Consider the following 18,222-nt stretch of genomic DNA (forward strand, 5'->3'; position numbering starts at 1 on the left):
TCGGACGGTCGGAGGCGTTAGGGTGCTCCGGCATGCGAACCTCTCAAACCCACCGTGTAAACGGGGTTTCATTCTGGTCCGCCACCTGTCGACGCGTGCAAGCATTGCTCTCAGCATTGGGAATAAGTCCGCCCCGGGCGTGTCGCCCGGGGCGGATACTGACTCACTCTTCGTCGTCTGGCTTTTCGAGAACTACCACTGCGTCGTTGGCCGAACGGGTGGCAGGCCGCTCCGCGAGCACCGGGAACTGACCGGTGTAACCCTCCCGGATCGCTGCGATGCGCAATACCTGCTTCCGGGCGAGGAACCAGCCGCCGACCATCGCGGGCACCACGATGACGGCCATGGCGATCACCGCGCCACGCTGCAACTCGTCGTCACTGAAGGCCATCAGCACGACCACCGTCACGAGGAACACCAGCGTCGCGTAGCTGGTGTAGGGCGCACCCATCAGTCGGAACTTGGGCCGCTCCAGCTTGCCCTCGTTCGCCCAGCGGTACAGCTTGAGCTGGCAGACGATGATCGCCGTCCATGCCACGATCGTTCCGAGCGCCGACATGTTCAACACGATCTCGAACGCCTTCTCGGGCACCACCGCGTTGAGACCGACACCGAACAGTGCGATCGCACCGGTCGCCAGGATGCCGACATAGGGCACACCGCCACTGGACATCCGCGAGGCGATGGCAGGCGCACTACCGTTCATCGACATCGACCGCAGGATCCGGCCGGTCGAATACAAACCGGCGTTCAAGCTCGAGAACGCCGCGGTCAGCACGACCATATTCATGACCGAACCCGCGCCGTCGACACCGATCCGCGAGAAGAAGGTGACAAACGGGCTCTCACCGGACTTGAAAGCGGTGTAGGGCAGCAGCAGCCCGAGCAGCACCAGCGAACCGACGTAGAACAGCGCGATGCGTGCGATGACGGAGTTGATCGCCCGCGGCATGATCTTCTCCGGGTTCTCCGCCTCACCGGCCGCCGTGCCGACCAATTCGACCGCGGCGTAGGCGAATACGACACCCGTGGTGACGAGAACCAGCGGCAGGATGCCACTCGGGAACAGTCCACCGTTCTCGGAGATCACGCTGAAGCCGGTGGGCTGATCCTGAATCTTGAACCGGCCGCCGAGGAAGATGGTGCCGACGATCAGGAAGGTCACCAGTGCGACGACCTTGATCATCGCCGCCCAGAACTCCAGCTCACCGAACCACTTGACCGACACCATATTGATGCTGACCACCAACGCCAGCGCGACCAGTGCGATCAGCCACTGCGGAATCGCCTCGAAAGCTCCCCAGAAGTGGACATACGTGGCGATGGCCGTGATGTCTACGATCCCGGTCATACACCAGTGGAAGAAGTACATCCACCCGACGGCGAAAGCCAGCTTCTCACCATAGAACTCACGGGCGTAGGAGACGAACGACCCCGAGGAGGGGCGATGCAGCACCAACTCACCGAGCGCGCGCAGGATGAAGAACACGAACACGCCACAGACGGCGTACACCAGAAACAGCCCGGGCCCTGCGTGGGCCAGCCTGCCTCCCGCGCCGAGGAACAGACCGGTGCCGATGGCGCCACCGATCGCAATCATCTGCAGCTGACGTGGGCGAAGAGACTTGTGATACCCCGCGTCCTCGTCGTGGAGCGAGTCGGCCGGTGCGGCCTGCTCCGAGGGAGGTCGAACTGTGGTCATGGTGACGGCCTTTCAAGTGACGGCGATCATATCTGCGATCAATGTACCGTTAAGTAGCGGCACGTTCAATAGCGGGCACCCGATGTAACACGATGGCAATCAGGAACATTCAGGGGTCATGGCCGTTAAGCAGGGAAAATCGCCATCGGCATGATTGAGCGAGCCGCTATATATCGGTACGCTCTGTAGGAAAATCGGCTAGGAGCGGACATGGCGTGGTTCGAAAGGGAGTTCATTGCGGTCCCCGAGGACCGCAAGAACCAATTGGTCTACAAGTGGCCGGATCTCAACATCCGCCGCTACAGCCGGGTGATCGTCAACGCGGATGAGATGGCTCTGTTCGTCAAGTCCGGACAGGTCGTCACCGCCATGGGGCCCGGCCGCCACCGCGTCGACGCGGATGAGCTGCCGGTACTCGGCTCTCTCATCGATAGGGCCACCGGCGGAAACTTCTATCGCGCCGAGCTGTATTTCGTGTCCACCCGGGAGGCCTCCGGCATCAAGTTCGGTGGACGGCTGGCCGACATCTTCGACCCGGTCAGCGAGCAGGTGGTGACCCTGCGCGCCTTCGGCGAGTTCGCGCTTTCGGTGCGTGATCCCCGCGAAATGCTCACCGCGCTGACCGGCACCGCCGATCTCACGGATCCGACCAGAGTGCAGAGCTGGAGTGGCGACCTGCTGCTCAAGTCCATGAAGGTTGCTGTCACCCAGGGCATTTCAGCAGGCAACTGGCAGGTGCTCGGGTTGTCGGCGCAGCTGCAGCCGATCGAGTCCGCCGTGATGAAGCAGACCAATATCGCGCTCTACGAGTACGGTCTGCGGATTCCGAGGATGGGCAATTTCGACATCTCTCTCGATCCGGAAGACGCCGAACGCATCAAGCGACTCGCCAAAGACGTCAAGTACATTCAGCTGGCCGGCGACTTCCAGCGTTATGCCGCAGGTGAACTCGCACTCGGTGCGAGCCAAGGATTCGCGCACGGTGGACACGGCGGTCACGGCATGGACGGCGGATTCCTCGGCGCCGCACTGGGTTTAGGCGCCATCCAGCAGCAGACGGGCGGTCACTCGAGTCCATGGCAGCGGCCGCCATCCCCCGCCGAGTTGCCTGCCGCCGACGCGCAGCCGGTGTGCGCCCACTGCCACACCACCAATCCGGTGGGTGCTCACTTCTGCACGAACTGCGGCAAACCTTTGGCGCCGCCCGCACCGCGGCATTGCGCCAACTGCGGCGCGGAAACCGCGCCCGCGGCAAAGTTCTGCGGCAGCTGCGGAACGCAAGTGTCCGGAGGCTGACGCTTTCGCGTCGAACCTCCGGACACCCGCGGTCGAATCAGCCGATGACGGTCGGCGCGACCGCGGTGGTCTCGCCACCGCTCACCATGCTGCGCACTTGCCGCGCCGCCACCGACAGCGTCGCAAGGTCGTAGCTGCCGACGTCGAAGATCTGCCCGAGCGACGCACTGGCCCTTGCCAGGCGAGACCGGTTGGTGGATTCCCAGTAGGCGATCTTCTCCGCGGCACTCTCATCCGGTTCGGTGGCGCTCAAGACATCCAGCGTCAGTGACCGCAGCGAATCGTACAGATCGTCGCGGACTGCGAGCCGAGCCAGTGTGCGCCACCGGTCGCCGCGTTCGAGGTTGCCGACGGCGGTCAGCAGCCGTTCGATCTCGAAGTGCTCGTTGAGCGCGGCGTGCAGCACCCCAACCTCCACCGGGTCACGCTCGGTGATGTCGGCGATGTCGATCACATCGAGCAGCGGGAACAGGTGGATGAGCCCGAACGCCTCCTCCGCCAGGTCCTGCGGTGCGCCGCGTTCGACCGTGCCGTGCGAGCGCGCGATCAGATCGTCGGCGAGGTAACCGGTCAGCCAGGCAGGCGCCTTACTGGTGAGGGCGCGGACACCGTCACAGTAGCGGGCGATATCGGCGCCGATCGCGATCGGCTGCGGCCGGTTGGCCAGCAGCCACCGGGAGGCCCGGTCCAGGGTGCGCTTGGTCTCGAGCTCGAGCTCGTTGCGCACTGCGGTGGCCATCGGAGTGGTCCGGATCCGCTGCCACAGCGCGTGCAGATCGAAGATCTCGACCGCAGCGGTGAAGGCGCGCACCGCATCATCGGTTGTCGCACCCGCCTCCTCGGCGAGGCGGAAGGCGTAGGTGATGCCGCCGTAGTCGACCACATCGTTGATCACCACGGTCGCCACGATCTCCCGACGCAGCGGATGGCGGCGGATGGCGGCGGCGAACCGCTCGCGCAGCGGTGACGGGAAATAGTTCGGCAGCACCGAGGCGAACGCCGGACTGTCGGGCAGGTCGCCTGCGAGCAGATCGGCCTTCAGCGAAAGCTTCACGTGCGCCATGAGATTCGCCAATTCGGGCGAGGTCAGCCCGCGACCCTCCGCAGCGCGTTGCTCCAATTCCACATCGGTCGGCAGCGCTTCGAGCCTGCGATCCAGACCGCGGCGCGCTTCGAGATCGGCGAGCAACCGCCGGTGCACACCCGACATGGCCACCGCGTCGGCGCGCGACATGCCCATGCGGAAGTTCTGCGAGATATTGTCGCGCAGAACCAGTTCGGAGACCTCGTCGGTCATGGAGGCGAGCAGCGGATTGCGCTCGGCGACGGCGAGCTCACCGCTGGAGACGACCGCGTCCAGCAGCACCTTGATGTTGACCTCGTGGTCGGAGCAGTCCACACCCGCCGAGTTGTCCATCGCGTCGGTGTTCATCCTGCCGCCGCCGCGGCTGTACTCGATGCGGCCGAGTGCGGTCGCGCCGAGGTTACCGCCCTCTCCGATCACCTTGACCCGCAGCGCATTCGCGTTGACGCGGACCGCGTCGTTGGACTTGTCACCCACCTCGGCATCGGCCTCGGAGGACGCCTTGATGTAGGTGCCGATACCGCCGTTCCACAGCAGATCGACCGGTGCGAGCAGAATGGCCTTGATGATCTCCGGCGGCGACAGCTTGGTCACTTCGGGCCCGAGGCCGAGCGCCGCGCGCACCTCCGGGGACACCGGCACCGCCTTTGCCGACCGGTCGTAGACGCCGCCGCCCTTACTGATCAGCGACCCGTCGTAGTCGGCCCACGAGGAACGTGGCAGCGCGAACATGCGTTGCCGCTCCAGGAACGACCGGGCCGCATCGGGATTCGGGTCCAGGAAGATGTGCCGGTGGTCGAACGCCGCGACCAGGCGGATGTGCTTGGAGAGCAGCATGCCGTTGCCGAACACGTCGCCGCTCATATCGCCGACGCCGACGACGGTGAACTCCTGGGTCTGGGTATCGACGTTCAGCTCGGCGAAGTGGCGCTTCACGCTCTCCCACGCGCCCTTGGCGGTGATGCCCATCGCCTTGTGGTCGTAACCCGCCGAGCCACCGGAGGCGAAGGCGTCGCCCAGCCAGAAACCGTATTGCTGGGCAACACCATTGGCGATGTCGGAGAACGTCGCGGTGCCCTTGTCCGCGGCGACCACCAGATAGGTGTCGTCGCCGTCGCGACGCACCACCCGGGCGGGCGGCAGCACAGCGCCGGTGGTGTGCTCGACATTGTCGGTGACGTCGAGCAGGCCGGAGATGAAGGTGCGATAGCAGGACACGCCCTCGGTGAGCATTGCCTGCCGATCCACGCCGGGATCCCCGGTGGCAGTAGGCGGCTGCTTGACCACGAAACCGCCCTTGGCGCCGACCGGGACAATGACGGCGTTCTTCACCGCCTGCGCCTTCACCAGACCGAGGATCTCGGTGCGGAAATCTTCCAGACGGTCCGACCAGCGCAACCCACCGCGCGCCACCGCGCCGAAGCGCAAGTGCACGCCCTCGACCCGTGGCGAGTACACGAAGATCTCGAATTGTGGCCTCGGCTTGGGCAATTCGGCGATGACGTGGGGATTCAGCTTGAAGGACAGATACTCCAGCGGATTGCCCGCGCCATCACGCCGGTAGTAGTTGGTGCGCAGCGTCGCCTTGATCAGCCCCAGCACAGCGCGCAGAATCCGGTCGGTGTCCAGGCTGACGACCGCGTCGATCTCGGCCTGCACCCGTTCCGCAATACCCTCGGCGAGGACCTCGGCCTCTGGCCCGGTGCCCTCGGGATCGAAGTAGGCGCCGAACAATTCGGTGCAGGAGCGCGCGGTGGCCGGATGGGTCAGCAGCACCCGCGTGATGTTGCCGAGGGTGTAGGCGAAACCGGCCTGCTGCAGGTACTTCGCGTAGGCCCGCAGCATCGCGATCTGACGCCAGTGCAGCCCGGCGCGCAGCACCAGCTCGTTGAGTCCGTCGACTTCGGCCTTGCCGAACCACATGGCGGCGACGGCTTCCGGAAAGCGCTTGCGCACACTGGTTTCCGGCAGTGACTCGATATCGGCGGTGGCGGCGAGATCAGCCTCGATGTCGGCGTCGAGCGAACCGCGCAGCAGCGCGGCGGGCACCCGCAGCCCGAAGTCGTAGATCCAGCGCTGCGCGCCGTCCCACAGGGTGATGCGGTAGGGCTGCTCGTCGACGACTTCCACGCCGAGACTGTGCACGACCGGAAGCACCCGGCTCAGGGACACGCCCTCGCCCGCGACGTAGAGCGTGAAACGCCACTCCCCCGACGGCGATTCGGGATTCCGGTAGAGATTGGTGTCGATGTCGCCGTCGCTCAGCCGCTCGAGCCGCCGCACATCCGCGAGCGCGCGGGCAGGCTGGTATTCCTGCTGGTAGCTCGCCGGGAACGCGGACGCGTAATCCTGTGCGACAGTGGGTGATATGTCTGCCACCCCGGCAGCCTCCGCCACCAAGCGATCGGCCCAAGTCCGGGTCGTCGCGAACAACAGCTCCTGCACGCGCTCGCGATTGGTATCGGAGATGTCGGCCGGTTCCGCGTCGGGCTTGCGATGCACCGTGAAGTACACGACGGCCAGTTCCGATTCGGTGGCGCGGGCCGAGTAGGCCAGCTGCTCGGCGTCGAACTCCGCCCGCAGCAGCTCACCCATTTGCACCCGAACCTCGGTCGAGTAGCGATCGCGCGGCATGTAGACCAGGCAGTAGACCGTGCCGCTGCGGTTGTCGCGGCGCAGGAACAGCCGGACCTGCCGCCGCACGCCGAGATTCATGACGCCGGAGACCGTTTCGAACAGCCTGCGCGCGTCGGTGGAGAACAGCTCGACCCGGGGGAAGGATTGCATCATCTCGAGCATTGCCTGGCCGGAGAAGGAGTTCAGCGCGAAGCCGGACCACTCGATGACCTGGAGCACGCGCCGCGAGATGACGGGGATGTCGAGGATGTTCTCGTGCAGGCCCGTCACGGTGAACGTGCCGACGAAGACGTGCTCGCCCTTCACCATGGCGACGGTGGCTCCAGCGGGTCCGGCGCTGGTCGCGTCACCGGTGCCGTAGTCGGCGACGCTGATGTAGTAGAGGTCGCGCGAACCGGGCAGCAGGGAATCCACCGAGCCGTTGGCAAGGCGCAGCACCGGCCGCTTCGCACCCAGCACAGGGGCGCTGACGTCGGCGACCGATCCGTTGTGCAGCACGCCGAGGCCGGTTCCGGGAATCTGCCACGGCTCCATGGGCGCGTCGGGGCGCGGGGCGGAACGGCGGAATCGGTAGTAGCCGTAGCCGAGCGCGGTGAAGTGGCCGTCGGCCATCCAACGCAAAAGATCTGCGGCCTCCGGGATTTCGGGATCGCCCGCCCATTGCGCGGCATTCTCGAGCCCGTCGGCCACCGTGTTCATCGCCCCAACGATGGTCGGCGTATCGTCCGCGACGCGACGCAGATCGTTCAGCAGCGGCTCGAGCGCCTGCTCGATCCGGTTGACCTGTTCGTCGGTGAGGCCGTGACCGAACTGCACATGGATCCACGATTCCGCGACGGCCGCGGGCCCCGGGTCCGCCTCGCCGTCGCGAGCCACGATGGTCAGCAGCTTGCCCTCGGCATCGCGGGTCACATCGAAGACCGGATGGATGACTTCGGTGACCGTGGCACCGAGCCGACGCAATGCGGCGGTGACCGAATCGACCAGCAGCGGCATATCGTCATTGACGATTTGGACCGCGGCACCGAGCTCACTGCTGTCGTCGGGGCGGTACACCTTGGTCGTCGCCGATCCGGGAGTTCGGACCGCCGCCAGCTCCAGATGCTGCCGGAAGATCCGCTCGGCCCGATCGGTGATCGCCGACGCCGATGCCCCCGGTTGGATCCAGCGGAAGTAGGCTGCCTCCAGATCGGTCGGATCGTTGCGGAACCGCCCCGAAGTTATCGTCTGCTGCGTGGTTGCCACCATCGAACCGCTGCCTTCCCGAGAACTGACCTCGTAACGTACGGTTTCCATACGTTACCTGAATAACGTACCGTTGTATAGCGGTACATTCAACGATGCGACAAGGATGTTCGTCGCGTGTACTGCAGATTTATCCGGATCAGGACCGGAATGCCGAGCCGGGGTAGTGCACCGTCAACGGGTTAGGCCGGCCCGCGTCAGGAAGGTCTGAGCGGCCGCCTTACCGGTGAACGTCCCGGTTTCGATGCTCAGGCCTGATCGAGTGTCGGCGTACCACACGGTTGCCGAGGGGCCGATCGCGGCGAATACCTGACCGTCCGCCACGACGGTCCCTCCCGCTGTCCGCCATCGGCGAATGATGTCGTTCAACTGTTGCGGCGAGGACGACTGTGCGTAAAAGGCCAGCTCTTTGCTACCGGCAATTCCGCCCGCCAGCAAGGGACTACCGGCCACGATCACGCACTTGTCGACCTGCTGTGCGACATCGAAATGCTCACACGACGAGCCGGAACGCATCGACTCCGGCAACGCGCCGGCGCCGGCCTGCGGTGGTGGCGCCAACGGCATCGAAGGCAACGAGAACGAACACGAGCGGGCCACCACGACGCCGACTCCGACAAAGACCGCGATGAGTATCCCGAGAGCTCGCCACTGCCAGCGTGGATACCCCGCGACGACCTTGGCCGCTGTCTCCGCTGTCTCCACCGCCTTATCAGCGGTCTTCTCCACCACGTGAGCAGTGGATTCGACGGCAGCGGCCACCTTGTGCGCAGCCGCGCGCAACGGGGCTCCACAGTGGGTACAGCGGGCGAGCGCACCGCCGATATTGCGGTGCGAACAGTACTGGCAGATCAGCTCGGACATGGCGGTCAATGTCCGGTGACCACGACCGAGGAGATCGCGGTGGTATTGATGGCGGGTTCACCCTTCGATTCCAGCACCGTCAACACGATCTTGGAGGCGCTCACCGGTGGGTCGATCTTCGTGACCACCAAGGTGCGCTGATCCAGTGTCGGTTGGGTGTATGTGGTTGCCTTGCCATCGTCGAACAGGTACGAAACCCGGCTGGCAGTACGATATTTGGCCCACTGATCCGTACCGTCCGGACCGACGTAATCCCAGCCGGGGACGATGCCGATCGAGTCGATCTGATAAGTCTTGCCGAGCTCGATGGTCAGGACCTGACCGTCGACCTTGAACGCACGCACGCACGACCACGCTTTGCCCGCTTGTCCGGCGAAGGCATCCATCGCCGATGTGCTGCCGGGTGGGCACTTCGACTGCGCGGACTTCACCTGAATGGTCGCGCCCGCCGCAGGAGTCGGGGGTCCCGTCGTGGACGGCGCGGCGGACGTCGGGGGCGGGGTGATGACAAGGACGCGGTCCTCGGGTGAATCATTCCCACCGGTGGTGACCAGCAGCAGCACGAGCAGCACGGCGACGACAGCGCCGACTGCCAAGGCCACCTTCGGCTTACGCAGCTCGGCAAGAGCCCCGCGGGCGTACCCCTCAACCGGTCCGAACCGGCCAGAGGGGGACGAACTCGAGCGCTCGCCGGACGATGATTTCGGCGGGTCGGCGGACTCCACTGGACCGCTCGATGTCGCCGCGCTCGGCTCGGAGTAGTCGGGCGCGTAGTCCATCGACGACATGGCATCCGCGGACTGACCGTTCAGCAACGCCAGGATTCGTTCGCTGGCCTTCGGGCCGTCGGCGGAGCGCGGCCGTTGGACCGGCGCCGACAATTCCGATGCGAACTCGGGCGCACCGAAATCCGGTCCGTTCGACTCGGATCGGCTCGAATCCGGCCCGTCGAAGCCGGGCATAGCGCCGAGATCGATCTCGGAGTACCCCAACTCCGGATGTGCGAGCAAGGTAGCCAGAACCGCACCTCGATGACGGAGAAAAATATCTCCCGGATCCTGGTCGGGCATGGACCGGATCGTATCCGGCCCCATGCCCGCTCAGCTCGACGCCATTCCCACTAGGGAGAACAGTTGGTCGAACAGAATTAGCGCTTCTTGTCCTCGGTCACGAAATACTCGGGAGGCACGTCGAAAACCCGGGCCAACGCGATAACCAGGTCCAGCCGCGGAATCGCGTCACCATGGATGAGCCGGTAAAGACCCGATTGCGAGACCGGCACATCCGGGTAGGCCAATTCGAGGTGCTGCGCGAGCGAATACAGCGTCAGCGAGCGCGTCGATCCATCCTCGGTCGATACCACGGATTCCGCGATCAGACCGGACAATCGACTCGAAAAGATTGATGCTGCGGCCTGTCTTGGAGAGAGTGCATCGCCACCGTCCTGATGAGACAGGTCGCCGCCATCGGAAGGAGAATCCACTACCACGGTGATAGACATTACCGACCCCTGTCAGCTAACGCGACGGCCGCCGGGTTGCTGCGGCGAAACCGCAGCGCCAGAACCTGTGGCCGTTTGGCCGTCGTCGGAATCGAAATAGCGTGTTTCGCCTCTCGGCTCGATCAAATCCACCCGCACAGTGCGCATCGGGATACTGACGTCTACGGCGGTCGCGCTGACCTGACTGATCGTCAGGTCCACCACTCGCCGACGCGGGCCGCCCGGGTCGGAGATGGTGACCGTCGTCGGCGCGTTCGACGCCCGTGTGGGCAGGTGATCGAAGACGGCGATCGTCGCCGACGAGTCGGCATCGTGATCCGCGGCCGGTCCCCCTGGACCCTGCTGCGCGACCAGGCGCAACGAGCCGGAATCCCCGGCCGCGGACACCAATTGTTGCCAGCTCTGCGGTCGCGACGAGTGGATTTCCACATCCGCGCCAACCACCATGGCACGCAAGACGATCTGCTGCGCGACCGGCAGCAAGGCGTGTACGTCGATGGTGCGGCGACGCGGGTTGTAGCGAGCCGGGTCGAACAGTGGAAGCGCGAGAGTGTTGCGCGGTTGCCCGCTGAGGGATCCGAGAATCTGGCCGTTGGGACCGATGGCGACGACCAGGTCGTCGGCGAGTTCCGCTGGCGCAATATCGGACCCCGACTCGTCGCCGCGGATCGTGCGTATCGATGTCGCCGTCGGCAGCGAGGCCATCAGCGCAACCGACTGGCTACCGGCAAGCAACCGCAGGTAATCGGGTGGCTCGGTGGTGACCGCAGGACCGATGAACCGAACCAGCGCACGCGGACCCGACCCGGCATCGGTCAAACTGATGACCAGCGTCGTGCGGCCGCGGTTCCACGTCCAGCAATCGTCCAGCCCGACACCGTCGAGGCGGGTCCAGTCGATCAGGAAGCTCGTCACGCAGCGGCCCGGCGCCGACGATTCCAGGTTGCTCCAGGTCTCACGAAGGTCCGAGAGCTCGACCCCTCCGTGCAATAGTCGCGTCGCGTCGCGAACCGCCGCCGCGGGCAGCACTTGGGCTTCGACGCCGCGTTCGCGCAGCCGACCCGCGATCCGGTGTGCCGCGGTTGCCAGCGCTTTCGGACCTGTCACCGCACACGGACCGCGGCGCGCGAGCGCGCCGAGATTGCGTTCCTGGTCCAGCCGGATCACCAACCAGGTCAACCTGTCGCCGACCACCGGATGGGTGCCGATCAGCTGGTCGTACAGCATGCTGTAACTACCACTGGAGCGGACGCGCTGTCCGGTCGTCACGATGTCGATGTCGACGGCGATGCCGTACTGATCGAGCATCGGCAGCAGCGCGCCTACCGCCATCGTGTCCTCGGTATAGAGGCTGCGTTCCGAAATGACCGTCGGCAGATCGAGATTCGGGGCGATCTGAATCATCGCGACCAGCGTCGTACCCGACTCGTGGATCCCGCACAGTCCGGCCGCGACCTGGACGTCCCGAATGTTCGCTTGCTGCGCGCGTTCGCGCGCCCTTGTGGTGCGTTTGGTCCGATACTGCGCCCAGTCGAGCAGCCACCGCACCGCGGTGCGGCCGTTGATACGTACCGTCACCGTCACCAGCAGGACGCTGATGACCACAGCGCCGACCCACAACGGTGTGCGGGCATAGAGCGTGACAAGAAAGGGACTGCCGACGATCACGATCGCCGCGAATGGACCTCGTTCTACACCGGCGGCCCGAATACTCGGAAAGCTCACCGCCGCCTCCGGATCACCGAACTCGCGTAGATCCCGCCGGCACCGAGCAGCACCGCCACGAAGATGACGACCGTGGCCGCGATGGCGGGCTTGGTGTCCTTGGCTCGCGGCGGGGCCGGTATCGCCAGTGTTTGTGACACGAACAGTCCGGCGGGGATCTTCGGCGCGGTGCGGTAACTCAGTGCGACCATGGGGTCGATGACACCGGCGCCGATCAAGTTGTCGATGCCGCGGGCCGGTCCGTGGGCGCTCGCTTGCAGGCGGGCACTGATCTCACCGGGGGTCTCGTTGGGGTACCGCGATCGCAGCATGGCTGCGACGCCGCTGACATATGCCGCAGCATAGGAAGACCCGCCGACCGGCACTATCTTGTTGGGCTCACCGATGCCGTTGATCAACCCGCTGGAGCCTGGACCGAGCGACTCGATGCCGGTACCGGGTGCGCCGACCGAAACCCACGGCCCTCGCAGCGAATCAGTCATTGGCGCGCCTGTCGCGGTGGTGTAGCCGACGGTGAGTACGTCGGGCGCGTACCAGCCCGGTGTGGAGATCGTCTGCACGTACTTCCAGTTGCGCAGATCCTGGGGGCGAGTCCAGTCCATATCCGGATTTTCGCCACATCCGGTTGTCGTGCCCCCCGCACCCGCGACGATCAATGATCCGCGGATGTGGACGGCATATCCGATGGCGGTCGCCAGCGCCGTTTGGTCGGGTTGCTTCCCCACCGGGATGCAGATCGGAATCGATACCGTGATCACACCCGCGCCCTGATTCGCCGCATGCACGATGGCCCGCGCGAGCGTACGGATCTTGCCTGCCATGGCATCGTAGGGCTCTTGACTCACCTTGTCGGTGGTGAACGCCTCGGACGAGTAGCGGATGGAGAGAATACGCGCGTCGGGTGCGACACCTGTGAATCCGTCGGCGACATCGGGTTGGGCACCGATGATTCCGGCGACCAAGGTCCCATGAGCGTCGCAGTCCGATAGGCCGTTGGCCGGCGGATCGAGGTAGTCGCCGCCACCGACCAGATACGGCAGACGCGCGTGCGGGGTGACGCCGGTGTCGATGACCGCAACGGTGACGCCCGCACCCCGGCTCAGTGCCCTGGCCTTCGGCAGCTCCAACGCCAGTTCCGCGGGCGGCGTGCGCGTCAGATCGCTATCGCGTAGCACTCCGGTCGTTTGGCATCCTTCGTTCTGCTTCATTGGGATCTCGGGGGCAGGCGGATCATCGGTCGGTATCGCCCCGACTATCACCTGGGGCGGTGCGAGTGCCGCTACCGGCGCTGCGGTAACGCCGAGCACAGCTGCGGCCAGTACGACGGCAGCGGCCTTGCCGAATTTCATCAGATCGCTCGCATCGCGGTGTACACACCCATGATCCAGAACGCGATGACAGGGATAACGAGGATGAGCAGGTACTCGATCAGGTCGATGACCCTGCGGGTCACCGGCGACAGCCGCTTGCCGGGCAACTTGAGCGCCGCGATACAGCCGGCACACGCGGCCAGTGTGACCACCGAACCAACGACCAGCCGGGAGCCCGGTGTCTCATAAGCGCCGATCAATACGAAACCGACACCGGCGACGGTGACAGCAGCCGCGGAGATCAACGCGATCGCCTGGATGCGGTCGGGGTACCACCGCGCCCGCATAGCGAGCACACCGGCTACGGCGGTGCCCATAACAATCTCCCGAATACCTCCCGGGCTTGCTGCGGCGGCGATGACGGTGCCGATCGCCAAGAGGGCCGAAACCGCCGAGATCAAACCGCGCAAGCTCGTCACTGCCAGGCGTGCACGACCCTCGATGCCGACCTCGGCGTCGCGGCGCTGCTGTTCGCTGCTCTCGGCATACTCGTCGCCGTCGCGAGCGGTTTCGGCGTCAAAGAGATCGGTGAGTGTCGCAGGCGCGACTTCATTTCCGGGGTCGGGCAGGTCAGGCGGCCGAATTCTCGCTATTACCACGGCGATTCGCGGAGCCGCGGTGAGAAGTATGAGCGTGACGAAAACCGTACCGGCCGCAATTTGGCGGATCGCGAGATCGAGGTACGTCAGTGGCAGGGTCGCGGCGGTCACGCAGATGCCGATGACCGTGACCGCCATCAGAGTCGCGATACCCATTCCGGTGAGCCGCATCATCGTGGCGGCCGCGACCGCGACCATCACCGCTCCGGCGGCGACATTGGCCGCCGCGAACGGACCAGGCTGGCCATAGGCCGCGGGCACCAGCATGGCGGTGCCCGCGAACAGCAGCGGCATCGCCGACAACGAAAGTCCAAGCGTAATCGCCGGCGCGGCGTTGCGCCTGCGCGCAGCCATCGCCCCGACCCAGCCGATTACACCGAGCATGAGGGCAGGCAGTGCGCACCACCACACCGAACCCGTTCGGGTCCATGACAACGACAACATTGTCGCGACAGCGGAGGATCCGACGGCCAGTACTGCCAGGCCGACGATAGCGGCCGTCTCGGCATCGAACTCGGCGAACTCGCGCTGGTTGATCAGCGCCAGAGCATCGGTGATGTCTTCGACGACCGGAGTGAACTGCTCGGCCGATTCGACCGCCGACAACATCAAGACAGCACCATCGCTGATCTCATGATCACCGAGGCTGCGCCACCGCGGAATCGGCGGCTCCCCCGGCCTTGCCAGACTCCATAAACCTTGTGGCGGAGTGAAATCGAGATTCTCGTCATCGATGGCCGCGGCGAGCACGCCGAGCAGATCATCGATGAACGTTTCGATCGTGAACTTAGTCGGCACGACCACGTCGACCTGATAGGTGGAGACCATGACCGCGATCCTGGCGCGCGCGACCTCAGCGGTCGGCTGCGCCCCTGCTGCGGGCGCTGGTGCGACAGCAGTGCTCATCGACGCCCTCCACGCTCACCGGAATCACCGGTGATGTAGCCGGGGAAGCTATCCGAGAGCCAGGCAGCAAGTTCCTCGAAAGCCAGGGCCGTGTCCCGCTCCAGCAGTCGCAGGTCGATTTCCCCGCCCTCGGCCAGATGCTCGTCGTAGGGCATGACGCAGGTCGGCCGCTGCGCGGTAGCGAACAGTTTCTCGATCGCGGCGACGTCGACAGTCGGTTTCGCAGGCTGATGGTGCACGATCGAAACGATAGATCGCGCGATCAAGTGTTGCAGCCCGTGCGAACCCAACCAGTTGAGTGTGGCCACCGCACCGGTGACCCCGCCGACGGTCGCCGGGGTCACCACAACGACGGCGTCACTGGTCTGTAGAACGGTCGCGGTCGCGGAATCGAGCACACCTGTTCCGCAGTCGACGAGCAGCAAGTTGTAGTGCTTGCGCAAAACCTCTACCGCGGTCGCGTATTCGCGCCCCGACAGGGCTTCGGTGGCCTCGGTGGTCCACGGCGATGCGATGACCGCGAGATCGTCGTTATTGATCGAGGTGAACGACTGCACCGCTGAAAACGCATCGAGATTCGCCGCCTGCGCGAGGTCACGCAAGGTCAATCCGTAGGGATGGCGGCTCGTTCTGGTGGCGAGATCGCCGAAATCGGGGTTCGCGTCGATGGCGACCACACGGTCGGGCCGCACGCTCGCGAAGGTCGAGCCGAGCGCCGCGGAAATCGTCGTCCTGCCGACTCCGCCCTTCACGCTCACGACGGCAATCTGATAAGTGGTGGTCAGCTGACGTCTGATACGCGAACGACGATCCTCCGCGCGCTGCTCGGCGGGAGAAAGACCGAGATTGAATCCGACTTTGTTCAGCGCACCACGCACGCCGCTGCTGGCCCGCAATTGTGCGCGCCGCGCGGCAGCGATATCGCCCAGCAGGTCGATCGAGCTCAGCGCGGCGGGCAACACCTCGATCCGAGCCGACGGCTCGTACACCGAGTGGTCGATGCGATCGGGGACCCACGATGCCGCGGGGGCCGCCTGCTGCCACACCTCGCTCTCGCTCGGGGTGGGAAAAGTATTGGTCGGCAACGCTTCCGAGCGCACGATCGCTTGCGACGGCGGTGGGGCGGCCGAGTACTCCGGCGGCGAGGCGATCGCCTCGGCCTGCTGATTCCGAGCTTGCGGCACCTCGGCACGAGCGACCTGAGGCTGGCTGGCCTGGGCTTGCGGTATGGGTTGCGGTATGGGTTGCGGTCGAGGCGCGGCCTGAGTCTGCGCAGGTGCATGTTGCGGCGGCGCTTGTGCAGCGCTCGTCCCGGACGGCTGGGCGCTCGAACCCTGCACCACGGCACGATCATTGGCTGCCGCGGGCTCTCTGGGAGCTCCAGCCGCAGGGCCACCTGTACCGTGATACATCCCCGCATCGGGGTTTGCACTCGTTGCGGGCGCGGGCGCTACGGACGTGTTCGAAGGTTCACCGGTCGGCGCGAAGAAGGCATCGTAGCCACCCCGAGCCCGGGCGGACTCGGTCGAGTGACCGTTGGTACTCGGTGCTCGGTTCATTTCCGTCGTCCTCTCGACAACCCACAGTGCGACGTTCAATCAATTCGACTGGTATCGAACCAACTTCGGCTGGGCAACAGTTCTATCAGGGCGCCGACACCCGCGTGCACCGCCGCATCGTCGCCCGGAGCGTACGTCGACCACAGCTGGCCGTCCATCGCCTTACTCGGCGTGACGATAAGTCGCCCCGAGAGTGTGTCGAGCACACTCACACACACCTCCGTGTGCACAGAACCACCATCCCGGTGTTCGTACATCACGATCTCGGCACGCCGCTGCACCTCTTCGAGAGCTCGGACGATCACCGTCGCGGTGTGCGGATTGGCACCGAGGTCCAGCAGCGCTCTACGGCGCTCATCCTCATCGGTGGGCACTTCCTCGAAATCGGCGTTTGTCGCGGTAAGCGGCTGAAAGCTCAGCGTCTGGTTGTCGCCGAGTGCCGCCTGAAGTGCGGCGCTCACGCCCTCGAGATCCCGACCTTCCTGGAACACCGACTGGATGACGATGTTGTCGTCGCTACGCACAGCGAGCACATGAGTTTCCCCGCAACGCACCAACGAGAAACGAAGCATGCCCCTCGTCGTCTCGTCACCCAAACCGGTGTCCAGAATCCGTGCGACCAATTCCATATCCGGTCGGTACAGGCACTGCAACCAATGCTCGACCGTCGGGTGCACGCGATCGCCGTCGATGATGCCCACTTCCGTGAGCTCCTTCGCGACGACGGCGCGCACCCGATCCCGATCCGCGACCTGGTAGATGTTCGGCTTGATCACCAACACCTGTGGATAGGAATCGATGCCAACCATGTCTTGCAACAATAATGCGGCATCGACGTTGAGGTCGATCGCGACCGGATCCGTATCCACACCTTCACCAAGTATCGAATGGTACAGGAGAAACCCACCGCTCCAGGATTTGGAGGCGGCGACCAATGGGCGCCACGTCGCCGTCAGGCACTCATGTTCCGGAACCTGTTTCCCTGCTTGACATCCAGATTCTGCATGGTGCCACCAGAGGCGGCATTTGCTTGTACCTTGGCGTTCAAGTCGATGACGTTCTGCTGGTACGTTGCGATCTTTTGGTTGAAATCACTTGTGAGCGCTTCGAATCCTGTCGCACCCGAACCTCTGTACTCCTCCAAGAGCTGGTCTCCGAATTTCTTCAGATTCGCGGTGTTTTCTTCCATCTCCTTGGTGAGTTTTGTCATTTTATCGGTCTCACCACTGATCCGCGCCCAGTGAAATTCAATTGCCATTGTCGTATAGCCTTTCTCGCAATATCGAACGCTGAGTTCTAGTTGCCCCAGTTGTCGAGGTGGAGCTTATGCGCCGCCGTCGCAGCGGTTCCGCTGGAGACCAAGTCCGAGGGACCACCAGAAATCCCCAACCTTGCATACTCTGCCGCCGTGTCCTGATCTGCAGCGTCAATTTCGACACCCTGCCCACGGAGTTCCTGCATGATGCCCTGGAGTGACTGGTGGAGAGCGGTACCTGATTCGTAGGCAGTGGTGAATGCTTTGTAAATAGCATTGCCGGTTTGGCCCTTGACCGCAACGTAGAGCTCATCCTGCGATTCGTTCATCCTGTTCAGCTGAGCCTTGAGGTTAGTATTGCAGTCCTCTCCCTGATCCGACATCGTCTTCATTTTCAACGGATCGAAGTTCGAATAGTCGATACCGGAGGCTGATTCCGTCATTTGTGGTTCCTTTCCATCTATGGAATTCGCCGCGGT

The 18,222-nt window shown here is 64.6% G+C and carries 13 protein-coding genes; 1 reads left to right on the top strand and 12 read right to left on the bottom strand.

Annotation, left to right across the window (positions count from 1 at the left end):
- Positions 1-163: 163 nt before the first annotated feature.
- Positions 164-1,702 carry an amino acid permease gene (locus OHQ90_RS32770; protein WP_328404133.1) on the bottom strand — a complete coding sequence of 513 codons (1,539 nt, stop codon included), beginning with the start codon at positions 1,700-1,702 and terminating at the stop codon, positions 164-166.
- A 210-nt stretch (positions 1,703-1,912) separates the two neighbouring features.
- On the opposite strand from OHQ90_RS32770, the gene OHQ90_RS32775 reads away from it, so the two are divergent.
- Positions 1,913-2,998: an SPFH domain-containing protein gene (locus tag OHQ90_RS32775; RefSeq protein ID WP_328404135.1), complete on the top strand. Its 1,086-nt coding sequence runs from the start codon at positions 1,913-1,915 to the stop codon at positions 2,996-2,998.
- 37 nt (positions 2,999-3,035) lie between these two features.
- On the opposite strand, the gene OHQ90_RS32780 is transcribed toward OHQ90_RS32775, so the two are convergent.
- The 11 genes from OHQ90_RS32780 to OHQ90_RS32830 form a co-directional block, all read right to left on the bottom strand.
- Positions 3,036-7,967, bottom strand: a complete 4,932-nt coding sequence (locus OHQ90_RS32780; RefSeq protein WP_328404137.1) for an NAD-glutamate dehydrogenase — start codon at positions 7,965-7,967, stop codon at positions 3,036-3,038.
- A gap of 171 nt (positions 7,968-8,138) precedes the next feature.
- Positions 8,139-8,828, bottom strand: coding sequence for a hypothetical protein (locus OHQ90_RS32785; RefSeq protein WP_328404139.1), 690 nt, complete (start codon positions 8,826-8,828; stop codon positions 8,139-8,141).
- A gap of 5 nt (positions 8,829-8,833) precedes the next feature.
- On the bottom strand, positions 8,834-9,898 hold the full coding sequence (locus OHQ90_RS32790) for a discoidin domain-containing protein (RefSeq protein WP_328404141.1): 1,065 nt from the start codon (positions 9,896-9,898) through the stop codon (positions 8,834-8,836).
- Positions 9,899-9,975: 77 nt separating this feature from the next.
- Complete coding sequence (locus OHQ90_RS32795; RefSeq protein WP_328404143.1) at positions 9,976-10,329, bottom strand: helix-turn-helix domain-containing protein; 354 nt, start codon at positions 10,327-10,329, stop codon at positions 9,976-9,978.
- A gap of 12 nt (positions 10,330-10,341) precedes the next feature.
- Positions 10,342-12,054: a type VII secretion protein EccE gene (gene eccE, locus OHQ90_RS32800; RefSeq protein WP_328404145.1), complete on the bottom strand. Its 1,713-nt coding sequence runs from the start codon at positions 12,052-12,054 to the stop codon at positions 10,342-10,344.
- Complete coding sequence (gene mycP, locus OHQ90_RS32805) at positions 12,051-13,403, bottom strand: type VII secretion-associated serine protease mycosin (protein WP_328404147.1); 1,353 nt, start codon at positions 13,401-13,403, stop codon at positions 12,051-12,053. Before mycP ends, eccE begins: the two co-directional genes overlap by 4 nt.
- On the bottom strand, positions 13,403-14,929 hold the full coding sequence (gene eccD / locus OHQ90_RS32810; protein ID WP_328404149.1) for a type VII secretion integral membrane protein EccD: 1,527 nt from the start codon (positions 14,927-14,929) through the stop codon (positions 13,403-13,405). The genes mycP and eccD overlap by 1 nt, the downstream gene beginning before the upstream one ends.
- Positions 14,926-16,113, bottom strand: a complete 1,188-nt coding sequence (locus OHQ90_RS32815) for a MinD/ParA family ATP-binding protein (protein ID WP_328404151.1) — start codon at positions 16,111-16,113, stop codon at positions 14,926-14,928. Before OHQ90_RS32815 ends, eccD begins: the two co-directional genes overlap by 4 nt.
- A 410-nt stretch (positions 16,114-16,523) precedes the next feature.
- Positions 16,524-17,357 carry an ESX secretion-associated protein EspG gene (locus tag OHQ90_RS32820; RefSeq protein ID WP_328404153.1) on the bottom strand — a complete coding sequence of 278 codons (834 nt, stop codon included), beginning with the start codon at positions 17,355-17,357 and terminating at the stop codon, positions 16,524-16,526.
- 83 nt (positions 17,358-17,440) lie between these two features.
- Entirely contained in the window at positions 17,441-17,746 is a 306-nt protein-coding gene (locus OHQ90_RS32825) for a hypothetical protein (protein ID WP_328404156.1), read from the bottom strand.
- A gap of 38 nt (positions 17,747-17,784) precedes the next feature.
- A complete protein-coding gene (locus OHQ90_RS32830) occupies positions 17,785-18,186 on the bottom strand; it encodes a hypothetical protein (RefSeq protein ID WP_328404158.1) in 402 nt (133 codons plus the stop codon).
- Positions 18,187-18,222: the final 36 nt, after the last annotated feature.

The organism is Nocardia sp. NBC_00403, from assembly GCF_036046055.1.
In the GTDB taxonomy this organism is placed as follows: Bacteria; Actinomycetota; Actinomycetes; order Mycobacteriales; family Mycobacteriaceae; genus Nocardia.

What these genes read in the sequence shown, in the direction of transcription:
- mycP (WP_328404147.1), bottom strand. Translation starts at nt 13,403, where the DNA reads ATGAAATTCGGCAAGGCCGCTGCCGTCGTACTGGCCGCAGCTGTGCTC.
- eccD (WP_328404149.1), bottom strand. Translation starts at nt 14,929, where the DNA reads ATGAGCACTGCTGTCGCACCAGCGCCCGCAGCAGGGGCGCAGCCGACC.
- OHQ90_RS32830 (WP_328404158.1), bottom strand. Translation starts at nt 18,186, where the DNA reads ATGACGGAATCAGCCTCCGGTATCGACTATTCGAACTTCGATCCGTTG.
- OHQ90_RS32785 (WP_328404139.1), bottom strand. Translation starts at nt 8,828, where the DNA reads ATGTCCGAGCTGATCTGCCAGTACTGTTCGCACCGCAATATCGGCGGT.
- OHQ90_RS32795 (WP_328404143.1), bottom strand. Translation starts at nt 10,329, where the DNA reads ATGTCTATCACCGTGGTAGTGGATTCTCCTTCCGATGGCGGCGACCTG.
- OHQ90_RS32780 (WP_328404137.1), bottom strand. Translation starts at nt 7,967, where the DNA reads ATGGTGGCAACCACGCAGCAGACGATAACTTCGGGGCGGTTCCGCAAC.
- OHQ90_RS32775 (WP_328404135.1), top strand. Translation starts at nt 1,913, where the DNA reads ATGGCGTGGTTCGAAAGGGAGTTCATTGCGGTCCCCGAGGACCGCAAG.
- OHQ90_RS32790 (WP_328404141.1), bottom strand. Translation starts at nt 9,898, where the DNA reads ATGCCCGACCAGGATCCGGGAGATATTTTTCTCCGTCATCGAGGTGCG.
- OHQ90_RS32825 (WP_328404156.1), bottom strand. Translation starts at nt 17,746, where the DNA reads ATGGCAATTGAATTTCACTGGGCGCGGATCAGTGGTGAGACCGATAAA.
- OHQ90_RS32770 (WP_328404133.1), bottom strand. Translation starts at nt 1,702, where the DNA reads ATGACCACAGTTCGACCTCCCTCGGAGCAGGCCGCACCGGCCGACTCG.